This is a genomic window from Streptomyces durocortorensis (genome assembly GCF_031760065.1).
Classification (GTDB): domain Bacteria; phylum Actinomycetota; class Actinomycetes; order Streptomycetales; family Streptomycetaceae; genus Streptomyces.
In genome coordinates this window covers 1,581,950-1,600,355 of record NZ_CP134500.1, presented here as the reverse complement: position 1 = coordinate 1,600,355, position 18,406 = coordinate 1,581,950, and the positions used below count along the sequence as shown (strand labels likewise).

Here is an 18,406-nt window from a genome sequence, read left to right as displayed (position 1 = left end):
GAGCCCGCCATGAGTGAAGCCACCGATCGTCCCGTCGACGGCGACGCGTGGGCCGATGCCTGCGCAGAGGACCTCGCAGCGGAGAAGGCCCGCCGCCGCGCCCAGTACGGCCCGCAGCCCGGCTCCGCCGCCGAGGAGCTGCGCAAGCTGGTCGACGCCGTCGCCGACAAGGTCTCCTCGCTCCAGACCCCGCTGCTCGGCTCCGCCGCCCAGGGCGCGGTGCAGCAGGCCATCCGGCAGGCGAAGTCCGCCGTCGAACCGGTCATCGAGCGCAACCCGGAGCTCTTCGACCACCTCGCCGCCGCGGGCAACGAGCTGCTGGCCGCCTACCGCTCCGCCGTCGAGGGCCAGGAGAGCCGCTGGACGCGCACCACCGAGGGCGCGTCCGGCACCACGAGCCCCTCGAAGAAGGCCGCCGAGGACCCGTCCGACCCGCGCGACGAGGGCCCTTCCGGCACCGAACGCATCGACCTGGACTGACCCGCTCCGGCCGGTCCGGGCCCCTGCCTCGGGTACGGTTGCCCCTAGCGGGGCTCGACCGAAACTGAGGGATTCATGGGACTCACCATCGGCGTCGATATCGGCGGCACGAAGATCGCGGCTGGAGTGGTCGACGAAGAGGGCCGGATCCTCTCGACGTTCAAGGTGGCGACCCCGCCGACGGCCGAAGGCATCGTCGACGCGATCTGCGCGGCGGTCGCCGGCGCGAGCGAGGGCCACGAGGTGGAGGCCGTCGGCATCGGCGCCGCCGGATATGTCGACGACAAGCGCGCCACCGTTCTGTTCGCACCGAACATCAACTGGCGTCACGAACCGCTCAAGGACAAGGTCGAACAGCGCGTCGGCCTGCCCGTCGTCGTCGAGAACGACGCCAACGCCGCCGCCTGGGGCGAATACCGCTTCGGTGCGGGCCAGGGCCACGACGACGTCATCTGCATCACGCTCGGCACCGGCCTCGGCGGCGGCATCATCATCGGCAACAAGCTGCGCCGCGGGCGCTTCGGCGTGGCCGCCGAGTTCGGCCACATCCGGGTCGTCCCGGACGGTCTGCTCTGCGGCTGCGGCAGCCAGGGCTGCTGGGAGCAGTACGCCTCCGGCCGCGCCCTCGTGCGGTACGCGAAGCAGCGCGCCAACGCCACTCCCGAGAACGCCGCCATACTGCTCGGCCTCGGCGACGGCACGGTGGAGGGCATCGAGGGCAAGCACATCAGCGAGGCCGCCCGGCAGGGCGACCCGGTGGCCATCGACTCCTTCCGCGAGCTGGCACGCTGGGCCGGCTCCGGACTGGCCGACCTCGCCTCGCTGTTCGACCCGTCCGCGTTCATCGTCGGCGGCGGCGTCTCCGACGAGGGCGAGCTGGTCCTCGACCCGATCCGCAAGTCGTTCCGGCGCTGGCTGATCGGCGGCGAGTGGCGCCCGCACGCGCAGGTGCTCGCCGCCCAACTCGGCGGCAAGGCAGGGCTCGTGGGCGCCGCCGACCTGGCCCGCCAGGGCTGAGCGCACCCGCACCGCGGGACCGTACGACGCATCAGGCGCCCGTCGCCGCCCTCCGGGGCCCGGCGGGCGCCCGTCGTATCGTGGCCCGCATGGTCCTGACGCCGCTGCCCGACTCCCGTACCGAGCTGGACGGTTCAGCCGTCATCAGAGTGCTGAGCTACAACGTGCGCTCGATGCACGACGACACCGCGGCCCTGGCCCGGGTCATCCGCGCCTGCGCCCCCGACCTCGTCCTCGTCCAGGAGGCCCCGCGCTTCTTCCGCTGGCGCAAGGCCGCGGCGCGGCTGGCGAAGAGCAGCGGCCTCGTGGTCCTCAGCGGCGGGGCGACCGCCGCCGGGCCACTGCTGCTGTGCTCGCTGCGGGCGGCCGTCGAGCGCACCGAGGACGTCCTGCTGCCGCTCACCCCCGGCCTGCACCGCAGAGGCTTCGCCACCGCTGTGGTGAGGATCGCCGGGACCCGGCTCGGCGTGCTGAGCTGCCATCTGAGCCTCCAGCGCGACGAACGCCTCGCCCAGGCGGACCTGCTCCTGGAGCGGCTGGCGTCTATGGGCGTGGAGCACGCCGTGGCGGGCGGCGACCTCAATGACGTACCGACCGGGAGGGCGTTCAGGCGTCTGGCCGGGCGGCTTCAGGACTGCCGGGCCGTGGCGCCCTGGGGCGAGGAGCTGACCTTCCCCCCGGACGACCCGCGCAAGCGCATCGACGCGGTGTTCGCGACACCGGGCATCGAGGTGCTCGGCTGCGGCGTCCCGGCCGGGCTGCCCGGGGTGAACACGGCAGACCTGAGGGCGGCCACCGACCATCTGCCGGTCCTGGCCGCGCTCAGACTGCCCGCGGGTGACGCTCACACCACCGCGCCGCGCCCCGGATCGCCGTAGGTGTCGTCATCGTCATCGTGCGGCATCCGGGCCACCAGGGTGGCGAAGCCGCCGAGGAAGCCGCCGATGCAGAGCGTGGTGAGCCACCACGTCATCTCCCACTGGAGCAGCACCGCCACCAGCATCAGCACCGGCCCGCCGATCACCGCGAGCCAGGCGAACTTCGCCGTGACGTCCGCCTCCGGCAGCGGCGGCGGCTCCGGGGGAACGAAGTGGCCCTCGCCGCCGTCATCCGGCTCGTCGATGCCGTCGTCCTTGGACTCGGGCAGTTCGTAGTCGCGGGGACCGGCCACGCCGGGCGCGAAGACGACGGAGCTGCCGAGAGGCTTCTTCTCCGGAGGCTTGGGGGGCGTCTTGCCGGACCCCTTGTCCGCCGGGTTCCCGGCCGGCCCGTCCTGCGGGCCCACCGCGTTGCGCTGGTCGTCCTCCAGCAGGGCCAGGTCCTCCACCGACTTGAACGGCTTGGCGCCGGGCGGGTCCGGCGGCTCCTCCCCGTACCCCGCGACGATCGCGGCCCAGGCCGCGTCCTCGTCGATCGCCCGCTCCTGCTCAGCCCCCTCCGCCGCCGGCGGCTTCGTCCCCTCCGGGACGGCCGCGGGCTCCGTGGGGCGCGGTTCACGCTCCTCGTCGCCGCCTGGGCGTTCCGCGTCGTGCTCAGCCACCGGACGTGCTCCCCTTCTTCCCGACGCTCGGTGCGAGACGGCCGATGAACCGGTAGCTCTCATCGAAGATCCGCTCCGCATCATGGTCCAACGTCGCGACGTGGTAGCTCTGTTCCAACAGGATCTCCGTGACATCCGTGGAGGAGATCCGGCTCAGGATGCGGGCGCTGTCCGCGGGCGGCACGACGTGGTCCTGCGGGCTGTGCAGCAGCACCACCGGCTGCGTCACCTGGGGCAGCTCGCCGTCGACCAGCCGGAAGAACTGCCGCAGCGAGTGGGCGGCGTGCAGCGGCACCTTGTCGTAGCCCACCTCGTGGGCGCCCGGGAGCGCGATGTCGTCGGCCACGCCCTTCGTCGTGCGCACCAGATGTCGGGCGACCGGCAGCGCGTACGCCGAGAGGCCGTGCACCTTGTTGGCCGGGTTGACCAGCACCAGACCGCTGATCGCGTCCCCGTGCTTGGCCGCGAGCCGCAGACTCAGCGCGCCGCCCATGGAGAGCCCGAAGACGAAGACCTGCTCGCACCGCTCGCGCAGGGCCCGCAGCTCCCGGTCCACCTCCGCGTACCAGTCCTGCCAGCCGGTGACCGCCATGTCCTCCCAGCGGGTCCCGTGGCCGGGCAGCAACGGCAGCGAGACGGTCAGCCCGCGCGCGGCGAGGTGATCGGCCCAGGGACGCAGCGACTGCGGCGATCCGGTGAAGCCATGACAGAGGAGGACGCCGACCTCTCCGCCCTCGTGGCGGAACGGCTCGGCTCCAGGGAGGACCGGCACCAGGGTCTCCTGTTCGTGGGACGGGGCGGGGGGCGTACACGCACCTGGGGGAGTGCTTGACGGATGACTTCACCGTACGCGACCGGACCGACACCGACCAGGGCCGTCACGGCCTCGCGGATGCCCCGGGTTAAGGTCTGACCGACAGCACACAGGAGGCACAGCAGTTGATCTACGGCGCAATGAAGTTCTCCATCGGCGGGTCCCTGAAGCTCGCCTTCCGGCCGTGGGTGGAGGGCCTGGAGAACATCCCCGAGCGGGGGCCGGCGATTCTCGCGAGCAACCACCTGTCGTTCTCCGACTCGTTCTTCCTCCCGGCCGTGCTGGACCGCAAGGTCACGTTCATCGCCAAGGCCGAGTACTTCACCGCACCCGGGGTGAAGGGCAGGCTCACCGCCGCCTTCTTCAAGGGCGTGGGCCAGCTCCCCGTCGACCGCTCCGGAGCCCGCGGCGCCGGTGAGGCCGCGATCAAGGCGGGCATCCAGGTCGTCGAGAGCGGCGGCCTCTTCGGTATCTACCCCGAAGGCACCCGCTCGCCCGACGGCCGCCTCTACCGGGGCAAGCCCGGCGGTCTCGCCCGCGTGGCCCTGGCCACCGGCGCCCCCGTCATCCCGGTCGCGATGATCGACACCGAGAAGATCCAGCCGCCCGGCCAGGTGGTGCCCAGGCTGATGCGCCCCGGCATCCGGATCGGCAAGCCGCTGGACTTCAGCCGCTACCAGGGCATGGACGGCGACCGCTTCATCCTGCGCTCGGTGACCGACGAGGTCATGTACGAGATCATGAAGCTCTCCGGTCAGGAGTACGTGGACATCTACGCCACCGCCGCCAAGCGCCAGATCGCCGACGAGGCGAAGGCGAAGGCCGAGGAGGCCAAGCGCGACCGGAAGCAGGCCGCCGCGCGCGACGAGAACGGAACGGAACGGTCCGGCGCCTGACCGCGTCGTTCACCGTCCGGGGGGTGGGCCATGGCCAAGCGTGAACGGGTCGTACGGATGTCGGTGGAGCTGCCGCTGTGGCGTGCGCTGACGGGCTACCGCGTCCTGACGATGATCTACGCGGTACTGCTCGCGATCTTCGGGAAGGACGACTTCGGCCGGCAGAGGTTCGAGCGGCCCTGGGTGGCCGTCGCCTATCTGGCGTTCCTCTTCGTCTGGACGCTCGCCACACTGCCGAAGGTCCGCTCGGCGGCGAGCTGCACCAAACGCTTCCTCGGCGCGGACCTGGTCGTCGCGCTGACCGGCATCCTGCTCACCCCGCTCGCCGACTTCGACTCCCAGTCGTTCGACGGACCGACGCTGCCGTCGATCTGGACGGCCGGCTCGGTCCTCGCCTTCGCGATCAAGGGCGGCTGGCGGTGGGCGGCCTTCGCCTCCACCTTCGTCGCCGTCGCCAACATCATCCAGCGCGGCGAGCCCAGCCGGGACACCTACCACAACGTCCTGCTGGTGTGGGTCGCCTCCATCGCCATCGGGTACGTCGTCGAGGTCGCCCGGGCCAGTGAACGCACCCTGGCCCGCGCCCTGGAGATCGAGGCGGCGACCCGCGAACGCGAACGCCTGGCCCGCGACATCCACGACAGCGTGCTCCAGGTCCTCGCCATGGTGCAGCGCCGGGGCACCGCGCTGGGCGGCGAGGCGGCCGAGCTGGGCCGGATGGCGGGCGAGCAGGAGGTCGCCCTGCGCACCCTGGTCTCCAGCGGCCTGGTCCCGCCGACCCGGGTCTCCGAGGACGCCGCCGAGGGGGCCGTGGTCCGTACGGTCGACGAGGGGGAAGGGCCCGGCGGCGACGCCACCTGCGATCTGCGGGCCCTCCTCGCCCCGCACGCGGGCGCCCGCACCAGCTTCGCGGAGCCGGGCGCTCCGGTGCTGCTGCCCGCCGCGGCCGCCCGTGAGCTGGCCGCCGCCGTCAGCGCCGCCCTGGACAATGTCCGGGTGCACGCGGGGGCGGACGCGCAGGCGTGGATCCTGGTCGAGGACGAGCCGGACGAGGTGATCGTCACCGTCCGGGACGACGGCCCCGGCATTCCGGAGGGGCGGCTCGCCCAGGCGGAGGGGGAGGGGCGGCTCGGTGTCGCGCTGTCCATCCGCGGCCGGCTGCGCGATCTGGGCGGCACGGCAGAGCTGATCTCGGTCCCCGGACAGGGCACCGAGGTCGAGTTGAAGGTTCCCAAAGCACCGAGGGTTTCCCGGGGGAAGGCAGGATCGGCCCGATGAGCACGCAGCACACACCCAAGGACGAACAGCGAGGAGCCCCCGACCGGCCCATCAGGGTCATGGTCGTCGACGACCACCCGATGTGGCGCGACGCGGTCGCCCGCGATCTGACCGAGTCCGGTTTCGAGGTCGTGGCGACCGCCGGGGACGGCCCGGGGGCGGTCCGCCGGGCCGGGGCGGCCCAGCCGGACGTCCTGGTCCTCGACCTGAACCTCCCCGGTATGCCCGGCGTCCAGGTCTGCAAGGAGCTCGTCGGCTCGCACCCGGGCCTGCGCGTCCTGGTCCTCTCCGCGAGCGGCGAGCACGCCGACGTCCTGGAGGCGGTGAAGTCCGGCGCCACCGGTTATCTCCTGAAGTCCGCCTCCACCCAGGAGCTGACCGACGCCGTCCGCTCCACCGCCGTCGGCGACCCGGTCTTCACCCCGGGCCTGGCCGGACTCGTCCTCGGTGAGTACCGCAGGCTCGCCTCCGACCCCGCACCCGCCGCGCCGGACGAGCCCAGGGCCCCGCAGCTCACCGACCGGGAGACCGAGGTGCTGCGGCTGGTCGCCAAGGGACTCTCGTACAAGCAGATCGCCGAACGCCTGGTCATCTCGCACCGCACCGTGCAGAACCACGTGCAGAACACCCTGGGCAAGCTCCAGCTGCACAACCGGGTGGAGCTTGTGCGGTACGCGATCGAGCGCGGCCTCGACGACGTCTGACCGGGCCGTTCGACCCGGGCGGGCCCGGGGGCAGGGCCGTATATTCGCGATATCCGCGCATGTCCGGCCCTGCCCTGTGTACCGCCCCAGATCGGGAGAACCCGTGGAAATCCTCGCCTTCGGTGTGCAGTCCGACGAGAAGCCCCTGATCGAGAAGGCCTTCGAGGGGCTGCACGAGGTCCGCTGTCTGGACGTCTTCCTGAACCAGGACACCGCCCCGATCGCGGCGGGCTACGAGATCATCTCCACCAGCGTCAACGCCGACCTCGGCAGCAAGGTGCTCCAGACGCTCGCCGCGGGCGGCACGCAGATGATCGCCCAGCGCTCCACCGGCTTCAACAACATCGACCTGGACGTCGCCGAACGCCTCGCCCTGCGCGTCGCCCGCGTCTCGTACTACTCGCCGTACTCCGTCGCCGAATTCGCCTGGACCCTGGCCATGGCCGTGAACCGGCGCATCATCCGGGCCGCGAGCCGCACCCGGGACTTCGACTTCCGCCTCGACGGGCTACTCGGCCGGGACATGCACGGCCGGACCGTCGGCGTGCTCGGCACCGGCAGGATCGGTGAGGCGTTCACCCGGATCGCCCACGGCTTCGGCATGAAACTGCTCGGCTGGGACGTCGTGGAGAACCCGGCCTGTACCGAGCTGGGCATGGAGTACGTCGACAAGGAGCGGCTGCTCGCGGAGGCCGACCTGGTCAGCCTGCACGTCCCGCTGCTGCCCACCACCCACCACATCATCGACGCGGCCGCCCTCAAGGCGATGAAGGACGACGCGATCCTCGTCAACTCCAGCCGCGGCGGCCTCATCGACACCGCCGCTCTGGTCACCGAAGTGCGCGCCGGGCGATTCCTCGGCGTCGGACTCGACGTGTACGAGGCGGAGGCCGGGCTGTTCTTCCTCGACAAGTCCCTGGAGGGCATCGACGACGACACCCTGGCCAGGCTGGTGACCTTCCCCAACGTCATCGTCACCTCCCACCAGGCGTACTACACCGAGGACGCGGTGGGCCAGATCATCGACGCGACCGTCACGAACGTCACCGACCACCTGGCCCGCCGCCACAGCGAGAACGTCCTCGTACCGAGGAACGCATAGGCTCAGCGCGGCACGGGCAGCCCCGCCAGCAGCTCCGTCACGATCACCGAGCCCCGCACGGTCAGCACCGATTCCGGGTGGAACTGCACCGAGGCGAAGCCCGGCCCGCGCAGCGCGTGCAGCTCACCGCTCTCCTCGTCCCGGCTCACCTCGATGCCGTGCGCGGCCAGCTCGGCGGCGGCCGGGCCGTCGCACCGCCCGGTGAAGCTGTTGTAGAAGCCCACCGTCTCCGGCCGCCCGAACAGCTCGATCCGGGTCTGCGCCCCCTGGTACGGCACCGCCTTGCGCACGATCGGCAACCCCAGCTCGGCCGCGATCAGCTCATGCCCGAGGCAGACCCCCAGCAGCCCGTGCCGGTGGTCCCGCACCAGCTCGGCGGTGATCTCGCGCAGCAGCCGCATCTTCGGGTCCGTGAGGTCGCCCGGGTTCCCAGGTCCGGGGCCGAGCACGACCGGCCCCGGGTGCGCCCGGACCACCCCGCGCAGCCCCGGCTCGTCGTACCGCCGCACCGACACATCGAGCCCCGAAGCCCGCAGCAGATGGGCCAGCATCGCGGTGAACGTGTCCTCGCCGTCGATCACCAGAGCGTGCCCGGCCAGATCCCGGGTGCGCTCCTGCATCCGCAGCCAGAACGGGGCCAGCGAGCCGCGCCGGTCGTCCAGTGCCGCCTGCACCCGGGGGTCGGACGCCAGCCGCGGACGGTCCGCCTCCGCCTCGGGCCGCCCCGGCCGCACCCCCAGCGCGGCCAGCACCCCGGCGGCCTTGGCATGGGTCTCGGCCACCTCGCTCTCCGGGTCCGAGTGCCGTACGAGCGTGGCGCCGACGGGCACCTTCAGCGAGCCGTCCGCAGCGATGTCGGCGGTACGGATCAGGATCGGCGAGTCCAGGGTCTGCGCCCCGTTCGCATCCTGTCCCAGCAGGGCCAGCGCGCCCGCGTAGTAGCCGCGGCCCCCGGACTCGTACCGCTCGATCACCCGGCAGGCGTTCTGCACCGGCGAGCCGGTGACGGTGGCGGCGAACATCGTCTCGCGCAGGACCTCGCGCACATCCAGCGAGGACCGGCCGCGCAGCTCGTACTCGGTGTGCGCGAGGTGCGCCATCTCCTTCAGCCGGGGCCCGACCACCACCCCGCCCATGTCGCCCACCGTGCACATCATCTTCAGCTCCTCATCGACCACCATGGACAGCTCCTCGCTCTCCTTGCGGTCCCCGAGGAACGTCAGCAGGCCCTCGGGGGTGGGCCCCTCGGCCGGGTAGCGGTAGGTCCCGCTGATCGGGTTCATCACGACCGTCCCGCCGGACATCCGTACGTGTACCTCCGGGCTGGCCCCCACCAGCGTCCGCCCACCCGTCGTCCGCCGCCCCGAAGCGGAGGCCCCTTCGGCACCGCTGCCTCCTGTGTGCACGACGAACGTCCAGTACGCGCCACGCTCACCCGCCAGCAGCCGCCGGAACAGCGCCAGGGCGTCCTTCCGCCCGAACCCCGGGATCTCGCCCCGGAACGTCCGCCGGATCACGAAGTTCGCGCCCTCGCCCTGTCCGATCTCGTCCCGGATCACCCGCCGGACGATGTCCGCGTACACGTCGTCCGCCACATCGAAGCCGCGGTCCTCCACCGTCACGTCATGGGCGGGCAGCGCCGCCAGCACCTCCGCGAGCTCCAGCTCGTGCGTCTCCTCGGCCACCAGCACGCTCAGCGGCGTCCCGTCGTCGCGCACGTCGAAACCGCGCTCGGCGATCTGCCGGAACGGCACCAGGGCGAGCGCCGGCGACGCGCCCACCGGCAGATCGGCCAGCCGGTCCACCTGCCGCACTTCGCCGATCAGCAGTTCGACGTGATCGTGGTCACGGCCGGGCGTACGGCGGCGCAGCAGGGCGAACGGCGGGGCGTCGTCGGCCAGCAGCCGACGGAGGAGTTCGGAGGCGGGGCGGGGCGCGTTCTGGGGCATGGGAGCAGGTTCCTTCCGGACGGAGGAACGGCCGCTCCGCAACGCGGGAAAGGCCGCCCCTCGGGCGGCCTTCGCGAAGTGTCAGCGCGATGAATCAGCGGGCCGCCGGATGAGCGGTCCACCACCAGTTCTGAATCGAGATCCGGATCTGTCGCGTCGACATGAACCGAACCCTAGCGGACGTCACGGGGACATCACAGAGTGCGAGGTTCACGTCTCATCTGCTGAGCGTTCGAATGGAGGGGCTCCGCGACCCCGTAATGTTGTGTCCGTGACCGTGAACGCCAATACCTCCGCCGCCGGTGGCAACACCTGGCGAGACCTTCCCGCGGCGCAGCAGCCCGAGTACCCCGACTCCGAGGCGCTGCGCGATGTACTCGCGGACCTCGCGTCGTATCCGCCGCTCGTCTTCGCGGGCGAGTGTGACCAGCTGCGCGCCCGCATGGGAGCCGTCGCCAAGGGCGAGGCGTTCCTGCTGCAGGGCGGCGACTGCGCCGAGGCCTTCGACGCCGTGTCCGCCGAGCACATCCGGGCCAAGCTGAAGACGCTGCTCCAGATGAGTGCCGTCCTGACCTACGCCGCCTCCGTACCCGTCGTGAAGGTCGGCCGGATCGCGGGCCAGTACTCCAAGCCCCGCTCCAAGTCGACCGAGACCCGCGACGGCGTGACCCTGCCGACCTACCGCGGCGACTCGGTGAACGGCTTCGCCTTCACCGAGGAGGCCCGGGTCCCGGACCCCCAGCGGCTGAAGCAGATGTACCACGCATCCGCCTCCACGCTGAACCTGGTCCGCGCCTTCACCACCGGCGGTTACGCCGACCTGCGCCAGGTCCACGCCTGGAACCAGGACTTCGTGAAGTCGTCGCCCTCCGGCCAGCGCTACGAGGCCCTGGCCCGCGAGATCGACAACGCGCTGAACTTCATGAAGGCGTGCGGCACCGACCCGGCCGAGTTCAAGGCGGTCGAGTTCTACGCCTCGCACGAGGGGCTGCTGCTGGACTACGAGTCGGCTCTGACCCGTACGGACTCGCGCACCGGCGAGCTGTACGACACCTCAGGACACATGGTCTGGATCGGTGAGCGCACCCGCCAGATGGACGGCGCGCACATCGAGTTCGCCTCGAAGATCCGCAACCCGATCGGCATCAAGCTCGGCCCGACGACCACCGTCGACGAGGCGCTCGGCTACGTCGACCGCCTCGACCCCGAGCGCGAGCCGGGCCGGCTGACCTTCATCGTCCGGATGGGTGCCGACAAGGTCCGCGACAAGCTCCCCGAGCTGGTGGAGAAGGTCACCGCCTCCGGCGCCACCGTGGCGTGGGTGACGGACCCGATGCACGGCAACACCTTCGAGGCCGCCTCCGGCCACAAGACGCGCCGCTTCGACGACGTCCTGGACGAGGTCAAGGGCTTCTTCGAGGTCCACAAGAGCCTCGGCACCCACCCGGGCGGCATCCACGTGGAGCTGACCGGCGACGACGTCACCGAGTGCGTGGGCGGCGGCCACGAGATCTTCGTGGACGACCTGCACCAGCGCTACGAGACGGCCTGCGACCCCCGGCTCAACCGCAGCCAGTCCCTCGACCTGGCCTTCCTCGTCGCCGAGATGTACCGCGACCAGTAGAAGTCCTTACTGGACGCACCTGTGGGGCACGGATCGATGTGATCCGTGCCCCACAGGCCGTTCCAGGACTTTTACGCCACTTGAGGGACGGGTAAGGTTAGGTTAGCCTCACCGAAAGAGACCCGGGGCGGCGCCAGTGACCGACCCGCAGGGAGGTGAACCGCATGTACGTCTGCTCCTGCTTCGGCATCACGGAGGCACAGGTCAAGAAGCATGCGGACGCCGGTGCCTGCACCCCCCGCCAGATCGCCTCGGCCTGCAAGGCCGGTACGGACTGCGGTGGCTGTGTGCGCCGTATCCAGGCCCTGCTGGGGCGCGGCGACTGCCCGCGCCGCGAGCTGCTCGACCAGCGGCAGGAGCCCGCGGCCGCCTCCGCGGCCCACCCGGTCCTCTCCGACGCGGCCTGAGCGTTCAGCTCTCCGGCTGCTCGATCAGCTGGGCGATGTAGAGCGGCTCACCGAGCTTCTCGACCAGCTCCAGCTGAGTGTCGAGATAGTCGATGTGGTGCTCCTCGTCCTCAAGGATCGACTCGAAGATGTTCGCGGACGTGATGTCGCCCTTGCCGCGCATCACCTCGATACCGCGCTTGAGGCGGTCGATCGCCTCCACCTCGACCTGGCGGTCCGCCTGGAACATCTCGGTGACCGTCTGGCCCACCCGGACGTGGAACAGCCGCTGGTAGTTGGGCAGTCCGTCCAGGAACAGGATCCGGTCGGTGAGGATCTCGGCGTGCTTCATCTCGTCGAAGGACTCGGCCCGGGTGTATTTGGCGAGCTTCGTCCAACCGAAGTTGTCCTGCATCTTGGCGTGCAGGAAGTACTGGTTGATCGCAGTCAGTTCGGCGGTCAGCTGCTCATTGAGAAACTCAAGGACCTCGGGGTCGCCCTGCATGGCAAAGGCTCCTTCCAACCGGTGATCGATCTGGCAAGTTGGCCAGATCCTCGCACCGTGCTCAGCGGCCGTCCAGTAAGTGCACGCTTAGTACGAGTTGCCCGGATGCGGGTCCGCCCTGGTCATGACCACCCCTGGCTGTCTGTCACCATGGAGGCATGGGTCAGCCGGAAAGCCGGGAATACCGCGAATCAGAGCAGTCCGAGCTTCCGCCGGGACAGCGACTGCAACGCGGATGGCCGGTCACCCATTACGGGCCCGTTCCCAAGTTCAAGCCCGACCGCTGGGAGTTCAGGGTCTTCGGGGCCACCGCCGACGGTGACAAGCACTGCTGGAACCACCAGGACTTCTCGGCGCTGCCGTTCTCCTCGGTGGTCGCCGATCTCCACTGCGTGACGAAGTTCAGCATGATCGGCGCCGAATGGGGCGGGGTCCTCGCCCGTACGGTGCTCGACCTGGCACCGCCCGCACCCGATGTCACCCATGTGATGGTGTGGGCCGAGTACGGCTTCTCCTCGAACCTTCGCCTGGCCGACTTCGCCTCGGAGCGCGCCCTCTTCGCCACCCACAAGGACGGCGAACTGCTGACCGCGGAGCATGGCTTCCCACTGCGCCTGGTCGTCCCCCACCTGTACGCCTGGAAGGGCCCGAAGTGGGTCCGGGGCATCGAGTACATGACGGCGGACCGGCGCGGGTTCTGGGAGGAGCGGGGCTACCACAACATCGGCGATCCCTGGCGCGAGCAGCGCTATTCGTATCAGGAGGAGCCCGGGGACGGCCCCGAGCTCTGACGGGCCTCGCTCTGACGGGCCTCGCTCTGACGGGTCTCGCGAAGGGCCTTCAGCCGGGCCACGTCCGCCGCGTGCCCCTCCTTGCCGCCGGGGGTCTCGATGATCAGCGGTACGCCCTCGGTCGCCGGGTGCGTGAACAGCTCCCCGAAGGGCTCCGCCCCGATATGACCGGCGCCGATGTTCTCGTGCCGGTCCTTGTGGGCGCCCACCACGTCCTTGGAGTCATTGGCGTGGATCAGCTTCAGCCGGCCCTCCCCGACCGTGTCCACCAGCAGATCCAGCGTCTGCCGCATCCCCGAGGGGCCGGTCAGGTCGTGCCCGGCGGCGTAGATGTGGCAGGTGTCCAGACAGATCCCCAGCTTCGGGTGGGAGTCCAGCGCCTCGAAGTACGGCCCGAAGTCCCAGGTCCGCGAGCAGAGCGAGGACCCCTGCCCGGCGGTCGACTCCAGTAGCAGATCCGGATCGTCCTCGTGCGTCAGCTCGTCCAGCAGCGGCCGCAGGTGGGTCCGCACCTGGGCCAGCGCCTCGGCGCGCGGCCGCCCGCCGGTCGCCGACCCCGTGTGCACCACCACGCCCAGCGCGCCGATCTCCCGGGCCCGCCGCAGCGAGTGGCGCAGGGACTCCACGGACTTCTCGACGGTCGCCTCGGTGTGCGAACCGAAGTTGATCAGATACGGGGCGTGGACGTACGCCGGGACCGAGGCCGCCGCGCACTCGGCGCGGAACAGCTCGTCCTGGGCCGGGTTCCCGGCGGGCGTCGCCCAGCCGCGCGGGTTGGCCACGAAGACCTGCACGGTCTCCGCCGCCAGCTCACGGGCGTACTCCAGACCGACCTTGGCGAGACCGCCCGCCACCGGTACATGGCCGCCCACAGGGTTACGCATGTCGTCCTACAGCCCCTTGGTCCTGATCGTGATGGTGGAGCCCTCGGGGGCCTGTTCGCCGCCCTCCACGGACTGGCGCGCGACCGTGTCGCTGAAGGAGAGGAACGGCCGGTCGACCTTCACCTCGAAGCCCGCCTCCTCCAGGGTGCTCCGCGCCTCGTCGACGTTCCGTCCGGTGACGTCCGGGACGTCCAGCATCCGGGGCCCCTTGGAGACGGTCAGCTGGATCGTGTCGCCCTCGGCGGCCTCGGCGCCCCTGCCCGGGGACTGCTCGGCGATGTCGCCCGCGGCCTCGGAGGAGTGGACCCGGCCGGGCAGCACCTCGGCCTTGAGCCCCTCGGCCTCCAGCTCGGCGGTGGCGTCCTCGACCGGAAGCCCGGTGACGTCCGGGACGTCGACGGGGCTGCCCTTGCTGACGACGAGGGCCACCGCCGTATCGGGGCGGCGGTCGGTGCCCGCGCGCGGGTCCGTGCGGATCACCTCGCCCCGGGCCACGTCCTCGCTGAACTCCCTGGTCGCCATGCCGGGGATCAGGCCCACCTTCTTCAGGGAACGCCGCGCGTCCGCGAGGGAGCTGCCCACCACATCGGGCACCCGCACGATCTCCGGGCCGCGCGAGACGACCAGCCGCACCGAGCCGTTGCCCCGGATCCGCTCGCCCGACGCGGGATCGCTGCTGACGACCGAGCCCCGCTCGACCGTGTCGCTGAAGACCCGGTCCACGCCCTTGAGCCCGAGCCCGGAGTCCGCGAGCCGCTGCTCGGCGGTCTTCTGGGTCTGGCCGAGCAGCGAGGGGACCTGGGTGAACTGCCCGGAGTTGATGTACCAGACGCCCGCACCGACGCCCAGGGTCAGCAGCACGGCGGTGAGCACGGCGATCAGCTTGCGGTGCGGCCCGCCGAAGGGGCCGCGCCGACCCGTCCCGCGCCGCTGTGCGGGACCCGGAGGCGGCGCCTCCAGACGGCTCGTGCGGTGCAATCCGTCGCCGGCGCTGTTGCCCGTGCCGTCGCCGCTCGCCGGGAGAGCCCGGGGGATCACGCTCGTACGGTCGTCCGCGCCGTCGTGCGCCTCCGACAGCGCCTGCGGCGGTACGGCGTCCAGCTCGGCGTCGGTCAGCGAGGCCCGGGCCTCCCGGGCCTCGGCCAGCAGCAGCACCGCGTCGTGCGGGCGCACCTCGGGATTGCGTGCGGTCGCGCTCGCCACCAGGCTGTCCAGCGCCACGGGGAGCCCCGGCACGACGGCGGACGGGGCCGGGACATCGGCGTTGAGGTGCTGGTAGATCACCTGGGCGGCGTTCTCGCCGGTGTGCGGCTTGGTGCCGGTCAGCATCTCGTACAGCACGACCCCGCAGGCGTACACATCACTGCGGGTGTCGGCCGAGCCGTGCTCGATCTGTTCGGGGGCCAGATACGACACCGTGCCCAGTAGCGAACCGGTGGTGTCCGTGGCCGTGCCGACCGCCCTGACCAGGCCGAAGTCGGCGACCTTGACCCGGCCGTCGTCCCCTATCAGGACGTTCTCCGGCTTCATGTCCCGGTGTACGAACCCCGCCCGGTGCGCTGCGCCCAGCGCGGCGAGGACCGGCTCCAGGATGTCCAGGGCCGCCCGGGGCTTCAGGGCGCCCCGCTCGCGCAGCACATCGCGCAGGGTGCAGCCCGCGACGTACTCCATCGCGAGGTAGACGTACGCGCCCTGGGCGCCCTGGTCGAAGACCGCGACCACATTGGGGTGTGCGAGGCGGGCCACCGACTTGGCCTCACGGATGAAACGCTCGACGAACGAGACGTCGGTGGCGAGCGCCGGGTGCATCACCTTGAGGGCGAGCACCCGGTCCAGGCGGGTGTCCACGGCCCGGTAGACCGTGGCCATCCCGCCGACGGCGATGCGCGCCTCAATGCGATACCGGCCGTCGAGCAGCTGCCCTACGAGAGGGTCCTGGAGGGTCGTGTCCACCCGGAGAGTCTACGAGCCGCCGCCGGCGCTCCGGACGGTCCGGGGCACTCCCGGGGCGGTTCTGCAGCCGATCCGTGACCGGGACACGACCCCAGGTGGGGAGCGGGCGACGGCCTCAGAACGCCGGGCGCTCCGGATCGAGCACGGCCCGCCCTTCCGCGGGTGACGAGGCCTCGGCGAAGTGGCGGCGCGGAATCCGGCCCGCCCGGTACGCGAGCCGCCCGCCCTCCACCGCGTGCCGCATCGCGCCCGCCATCAGCTCCGGCTCCTGGGCCCGGGTCACCGCCGAGGCGAGCATCACAGCGGCGCACCCCAGCTCCATGGCCTGTGCCGCGTCCGAGGCGGTCCCGGCCCCCGCGTCGAGGATCACCGGCACCCCGGCCCGCTCGACGATCAGCTCGAAGTTGTGCGGGTTGCGGATGCCGAGCCCGGAGCCGATGGGGGAGCCGAGCGGCATGATCGCCGCGCACCCCACGTCCTCCAGTTTCCGGGCGAGGACCGGGTCGTCGTTGGTGTAGGGCAGCACGGTGAACCCGTCGTCGACCAGGATCTCCGCCGCGTCCAGCAGCTCGATCGGGTCGGGCAGCAGGGTCCGCTCGTCGGCCACCACCTCCAGCTTCACCCAGTCGGTGCCGAGCGCCTCCCGGGCCAGCCGGGCGGTCAGCACGGCCTCGCCCGCGGTGAAGCAGCCCGCGGTGTTCGGCAGGACCTGGATGGAGAGCCGCTCCAGCACCGAGAGGACCGAGCCCTGCACGGTCGGGTCGAGCCGGCGCATCGCGACCGTGGTCAGCTCGGTCCCGGACGCGATCAGCGAGCGCTCCAGGACCTCCAGGCTGGGCGCCCCGCCGGTGCCCATGATGAGCCGGGAGCCGAAGGTGGCCGGTCCCAGTGTGAAGACGTCGTCGGACACGGTCAGCCTCCCTGTACGGCGGTGAGCACTTCGACGCGGTCGCCCTCGCCGAGCGTGGTGGCGGCCCACTGGCTGCGCGGGACGACGCTCTCGTTGACAGCGGCGGCGACCCCCGAGCGGGCCGGGGTGAGGGTGGCCACGAGGGCGTCCAGAACCGTCCCTGCGGGAACGGCACGCGCCGCGCCGTTGACGGAGACGGAGACGGTGGCGGCGGGTTCCGGTGCGGTGGGCTGCTGGGTCATACGGGCTGCTCCTGGAGTACGGGGGCGGCGGCGGGCGCGAAGCGGGAGGGGGCGAAGGGGCGGGCCACCTCGGGCAGCTCGCCGGTGGTCAGGGCGTCGGCCAGCGCCTCACCGGTGACGGGTGTCAGCAGGACCCCGTTGCGGTGGTGGCCGGTGGCGAGCAGGAGGCCGGGCAGGGCGGTCGGGCCGAGCAGCGGTGCGTTGTCGGGCGATGCGGGGCGCAGACCGGCCCGGGTCTCGGTGAGCGGCAGTTCGGTGATGCCGGGCACCAGCTCGTGGGCGTCGCGCAGCAGCTCGTACACCCCGCCCGCGGTCACCGTGGTGTCCCAGCCCATCTCCTCGCTGGTGGCGCCGACGACCAGCTCGCCGTTCTCGCGCGGTACGAGATAGAGGTGGCCGCCGCGGACCACGGCGCGCACGGTGCGGCTGAGGAAGGGGGCGTACGCCGGGGGCACGGTGAGCCGGAGGACCTGGCCCTTGACCGGGCGGACCGGCGGCACGAGCTCCGGCGGGAGCCCCGCGAGCCGGCCGCTGAGGCTGCCCGCGGCGAGCACGACCTGGTCGGCCGCGAACTCCGTACCGTCGCCGAGCAGCGCCCCGGCGGCCCGGCCCCCGGCTACCGTGAGCCGCTCGGCGGCCGCCCTGCGGAAGCCGACCCCGGCCCGCTCGCACGCGGTCAGCAGCGCCGCGGCGAGGCGGCGGGGGTCCACCTGGTGGTCGCCGTCGACCCGCAGCCCGCCCCGGACGCCCGGGGCCAGCATCGGCTCCAGACGGCGGCACTCGCGGCCGCTCAGCCAGACCGACTCCAGGCCCGAACGCTCCTGGAGGGCGTGCAGTTCGCGCAGATGCGCGCGGTCGTCGGCGTCCAGGGCGACCGCGAGGGTGCCGCAGGCGCGGAAGCCGGTGTCCTGGCCGCTCGCCTCCTCCAGCTCCGCCACGAACGCCGGATAGCGGGCGGCGGAGGCGAGGCTGAGCCCGAGCAGCGTCTCCTCGCCGTAGTGCAGTTCGGTGACGGCGGCCAGCATGCCCGCCGCGACCCGGGCGGCGCCGCCGCCCGGACCGGGATCGGCCACCGTGACCCGCAGACCGCGCTGGGCGGCCCGCCAGGCGGTGACCAGGCCGATGATTCCGCCCCCGATGACGAGGACGTCGGATCCGTCGGATCCGGAGGTCTTCCCCGAGACGCGCATGGGTGTCCAGCCCCTCCCTTCGCCGGCATGACCCGGATCAGGTTCGTACGGTCGGAGGCCGTCCAGCCTCCCTCTCAGCCCGGTGCGTCCGGGCTCCCGCGAGTGTTCTACCTTGGCCACCCTAAACCCACCCGCCCATGG

20 protein-coding genes and 1 riboswitch are annotated in these 18,406 nt (G+C 71.8%); of the genes, 10 read left to right on the top strand and 10 right to left on the bottom strand.

What is annotated here, in order from left to right; translation table 11 throughout:
* The first annotated feature begins 9 nt into the window (after positions 1-9).
* The 3 genes from RI138_RS07070 to RI138_RS07060 all read left to right on the top strand — a co-directional run bounded on the left by RI138_RS07070 (position 10) and on the right by RI138_RS07060 (position 2,375).
* The gene (locus tag RI138_RS07070) at positions 10-480 is read left to right on the top strand and encodes a DUF5304 domain-containing protein (protein ID WP_311119214.1); all 471 of its coding nucleotides are present in this window, start codon (positions 10-12) and stop codon (positions 478-480) included.
* A gap of 75 nt (positions 481-555) precedes the next feature.
* Positions 556-1,497 carry an ROK family glucokinase gene (locus RI138_RS07065; protein ID WP_311119213.1) on the top strand — a complete coding sequence of 314 codons (942 nt, stop codon included), beginning with the start codon at positions 556-558 and terminating at the stop codon, positions 1,495-1,497.
* A gap of 89 nt (positions 1,498-1,586) precedes the next feature.
* Positions 1,587-2,375, top strand: coding sequence for an endonuclease/exonuclease/phosphatase family protein (locus tag RI138_RS07060; protein ID WP_311119212.1), 789 nt, complete (start codon positions 1,587-1,589; stop codon positions 2,373-2,375).
* Here RI138_RS07060 and RI138_RS07055 read toward each other — a convergent pair.
* Both RI138_RS07055 and RI138_RS07050 read right to left on the bottom strand, forming a co-directional pair.
* A complete protein-coding gene (locus RI138_RS07055) occupies positions 2,342-3,037 on the bottom strand; it encodes a hypothetical protein (RefSeq protein WP_311119211.1) in 696 nt (231 codons plus the stop codon). The genes RI138_RS07060 and RI138_RS07055 overlap by 34 nt on opposite strands.
* The gene (locus tag RI138_RS07050; protein WP_096629307.1) at positions 3,030-3,809 is read right to left on the bottom strand and encodes an alpha/beta hydrolase; all 780 of its coding nucleotides are present in this window, start codon (positions 3,807-3,809) and stop codon (positions 3,030-3,032) included. Before RI138_RS07050 ends, RI138_RS07055 begins: the two co-directional genes overlap by 8 nt.
* Before the next feature lie 167 nt (positions 3,810-3,976).
* Between RI138_RS07050 and RI138_RS07045 the strand changes: the two genes are divergently transcribed.
* The 4 genes from RI138_RS07045 to RI138_RS07030 all read left to right on the top strand — a co-directional run bounded on the left by RI138_RS07045 (position 3,977) and on the right by RI138_RS07030 (position 7,831).
* Positions 3,977-4,747, top strand: a complete 771-nt coding sequence (locus RI138_RS07045) for a lysophospholipid acyltransferase family protein (RefSeq protein ID WP_096629309.1) — start codon at positions 3,977-3,979, stop codon at positions 4,745-4,747.
* Positions 4,748-4,777: 30 nt separating this feature from the next.
* Positions 4,778-6,025, top strand: coding sequence for a MacS family sensor histidine kinase (gene macS, locus RI138_RS07040; protein WP_311119210.1), 1,248 nt, complete (start codon positions 4,778-4,780; stop codon positions 6,023-6,025).
* Positions 6,022-6,729: a response regulator transcription factor gene (locus RI138_RS07035; protein WP_311119209.1), complete on the top strand. Its 708-nt coding sequence runs from the start codon at positions 6,022-6,024 to the stop codon at positions 6,727-6,729. The genes macS and RI138_RS07035 overlap by 4 nt, the downstream gene beginning before the upstream one ends.
* A gap of 103 nt (positions 6,730-6,832) precedes the next feature.
* Positions 6,833-7,831: a 2-hydroxyacid dehydrogenase gene (locus tag RI138_RS07030; protein ID WP_311119208.1), complete on the top strand. Its 999-nt coding sequence runs from the start codon at positions 6,833-6,835 to the stop codon at positions 7,829-7,831.
* Between the two features lie 2 nt (positions 7,832-7,833).
* Here the strand turns inward: RI138_RS07030 and RI138_RS07025 are convergent, their stop codons facing one another.
* Positions 7,834-9,780, bottom strand: coding sequence for an anthranilate synthase family protein (locus tag RI138_RS07025; protein ID WP_311119207.1), 1,947 nt, complete (start codon positions 9,778-9,780; stop codon positions 7,834-7,836).
* Between the two features lie 94 nt (positions 9,781-9,874).
* A complete protein-coding gene (locus RI138_RS32365; protein WP_107403777.1) occupies positions 9,875-9,943 on the bottom strand; it encodes a trp operon leader peptide in 69 nt (22 codons plus the stop codon).
* 114 nt (positions 9,944-10,057) lie between these two features.
* Here RI138_RS32365 and RI138_RS07020 point away from each other — a divergent pair, with 114 nt between their 5' ends.
* A complete protein-coding gene (locus tag RI138_RS07020) occupies positions 10,058-11,404 on the top strand; it encodes a class II 3-deoxy-7-phosphoheptulonate synthase (protein WP_179500206.1) in 1,347 nt (448 codons plus the stop codon).
* A gap of 164 nt (positions 11,405-11,568) precedes the next feature.
* A complete protein-coding gene (locus tag RI138_RS07015) occupies positions 11,569-11,811 on the top strand; it encodes a (2Fe-2S)-binding protein (protein ID WP_096629317.1) in 243 nt (80 codons plus the stop codon).
* Positions 11,812-11,815: 4 nt separating this feature from the next.
* Here the strand turns inward: RI138_RS07015 and bfr are convergent, their stop codons facing one another.
* Positions 11,816-12,295, bottom strand: coding sequence for a bacterioferritin (bfr, locus tag RI138_RS07010; protein ID WP_007451289.1), 480 nt, complete (start codon positions 12,293-12,295; stop codon positions 11,816-11,818).
* Between the two features lie 158 nt (positions 12,296-12,453).
* Here bfr and RI138_RS07005 point away from each other — a divergent pair, with 158 nt between their 5' ends.
* Positions 12,454-13,086: a sulfite oxidase-like oxidoreductase gene (locus RI138_RS07005; protein ID WP_311119206.1), complete on the top strand. Its 633-nt coding sequence runs from the start codon at positions 12,454-12,456 to the stop codon at positions 13,084-13,086.
* Here RI138_RS07005 and RI138_RS07000 read toward each other — a convergent pair.
* The 5 genes from RI138_RS07000 to thiO all read right to left on the bottom strand — a co-directional run bounded on the left by RI138_RS07000 (position 13,053) and on the right by thiO (position 18,265).
* On the bottom strand, positions 13,053-13,970 hold the full coding sequence (locus RI138_RS07000) for a deoxyribonuclease IV (RefSeq protein ID WP_311119205.1): 918 nt from the start codon (positions 13,968-13,970) through the stop codon (positions 13,053-13,055). The genes RI138_RS07005 and RI138_RS07000 overlap by 34 nt on opposite strands.
* A 6-nt stretch (positions 13,971-13,976) precedes the next feature.
* Positions 13,977-15,923 carry a Stk1 family PASTA domain-containing Ser/Thr kinase gene (pknB, locus tag RI138_RS06995; protein ID WP_311119204.1) on the bottom strand — a complete coding sequence of 649 codons (1,947 nt, stop codon included), beginning with the start codon at positions 15,921-15,923 and terminating at the stop codon, positions 13,977-13,979.
* A 115-nt stretch (positions 15,924-16,038) separates the two neighbouring features.
* Positions 16,039-16,833: a thiazole synthase gene (locus RI138_RS06990; protein WP_311119203.1), complete on the bottom strand. Its 795-nt coding sequence runs from the start codon at positions 16,831-16,833 to the stop codon at positions 16,039-16,041.
* A gap of 2 nt (positions 16,834-16,835) precedes the next feature.
* The gene (thiS, locus tag RI138_RS06985) at positions 16,836-17,075 is read right to left on the bottom strand and encodes a sulfur carrier protein ThiS (RefSeq protein WP_096629324.1); all 240 of its coding nucleotides are present in this window, start codon (positions 17,073-17,075) and stop codon (positions 16,836-16,838) included.
* Positions 17,072-18,265, bottom strand: coding sequence for a glycine oxidase ThiO (thiO, locus tag RI138_RS06980; RefSeq protein WP_311119202.1), 1,194 nt, complete (start codon positions 18,263-18,265; stop codon positions 17,072-17,074). Before thiO ends, thiS begins: the two co-directional genes overlap by 4 nt.
* A riboswitch (TPP riboswitch) is annotated at positions 18,263-18,375 on the bottom strand. Its footprint overlaps the gene before it by 3 nt.
* Positions 18,376-18,406: the final 31 nt, after the last annotated feature.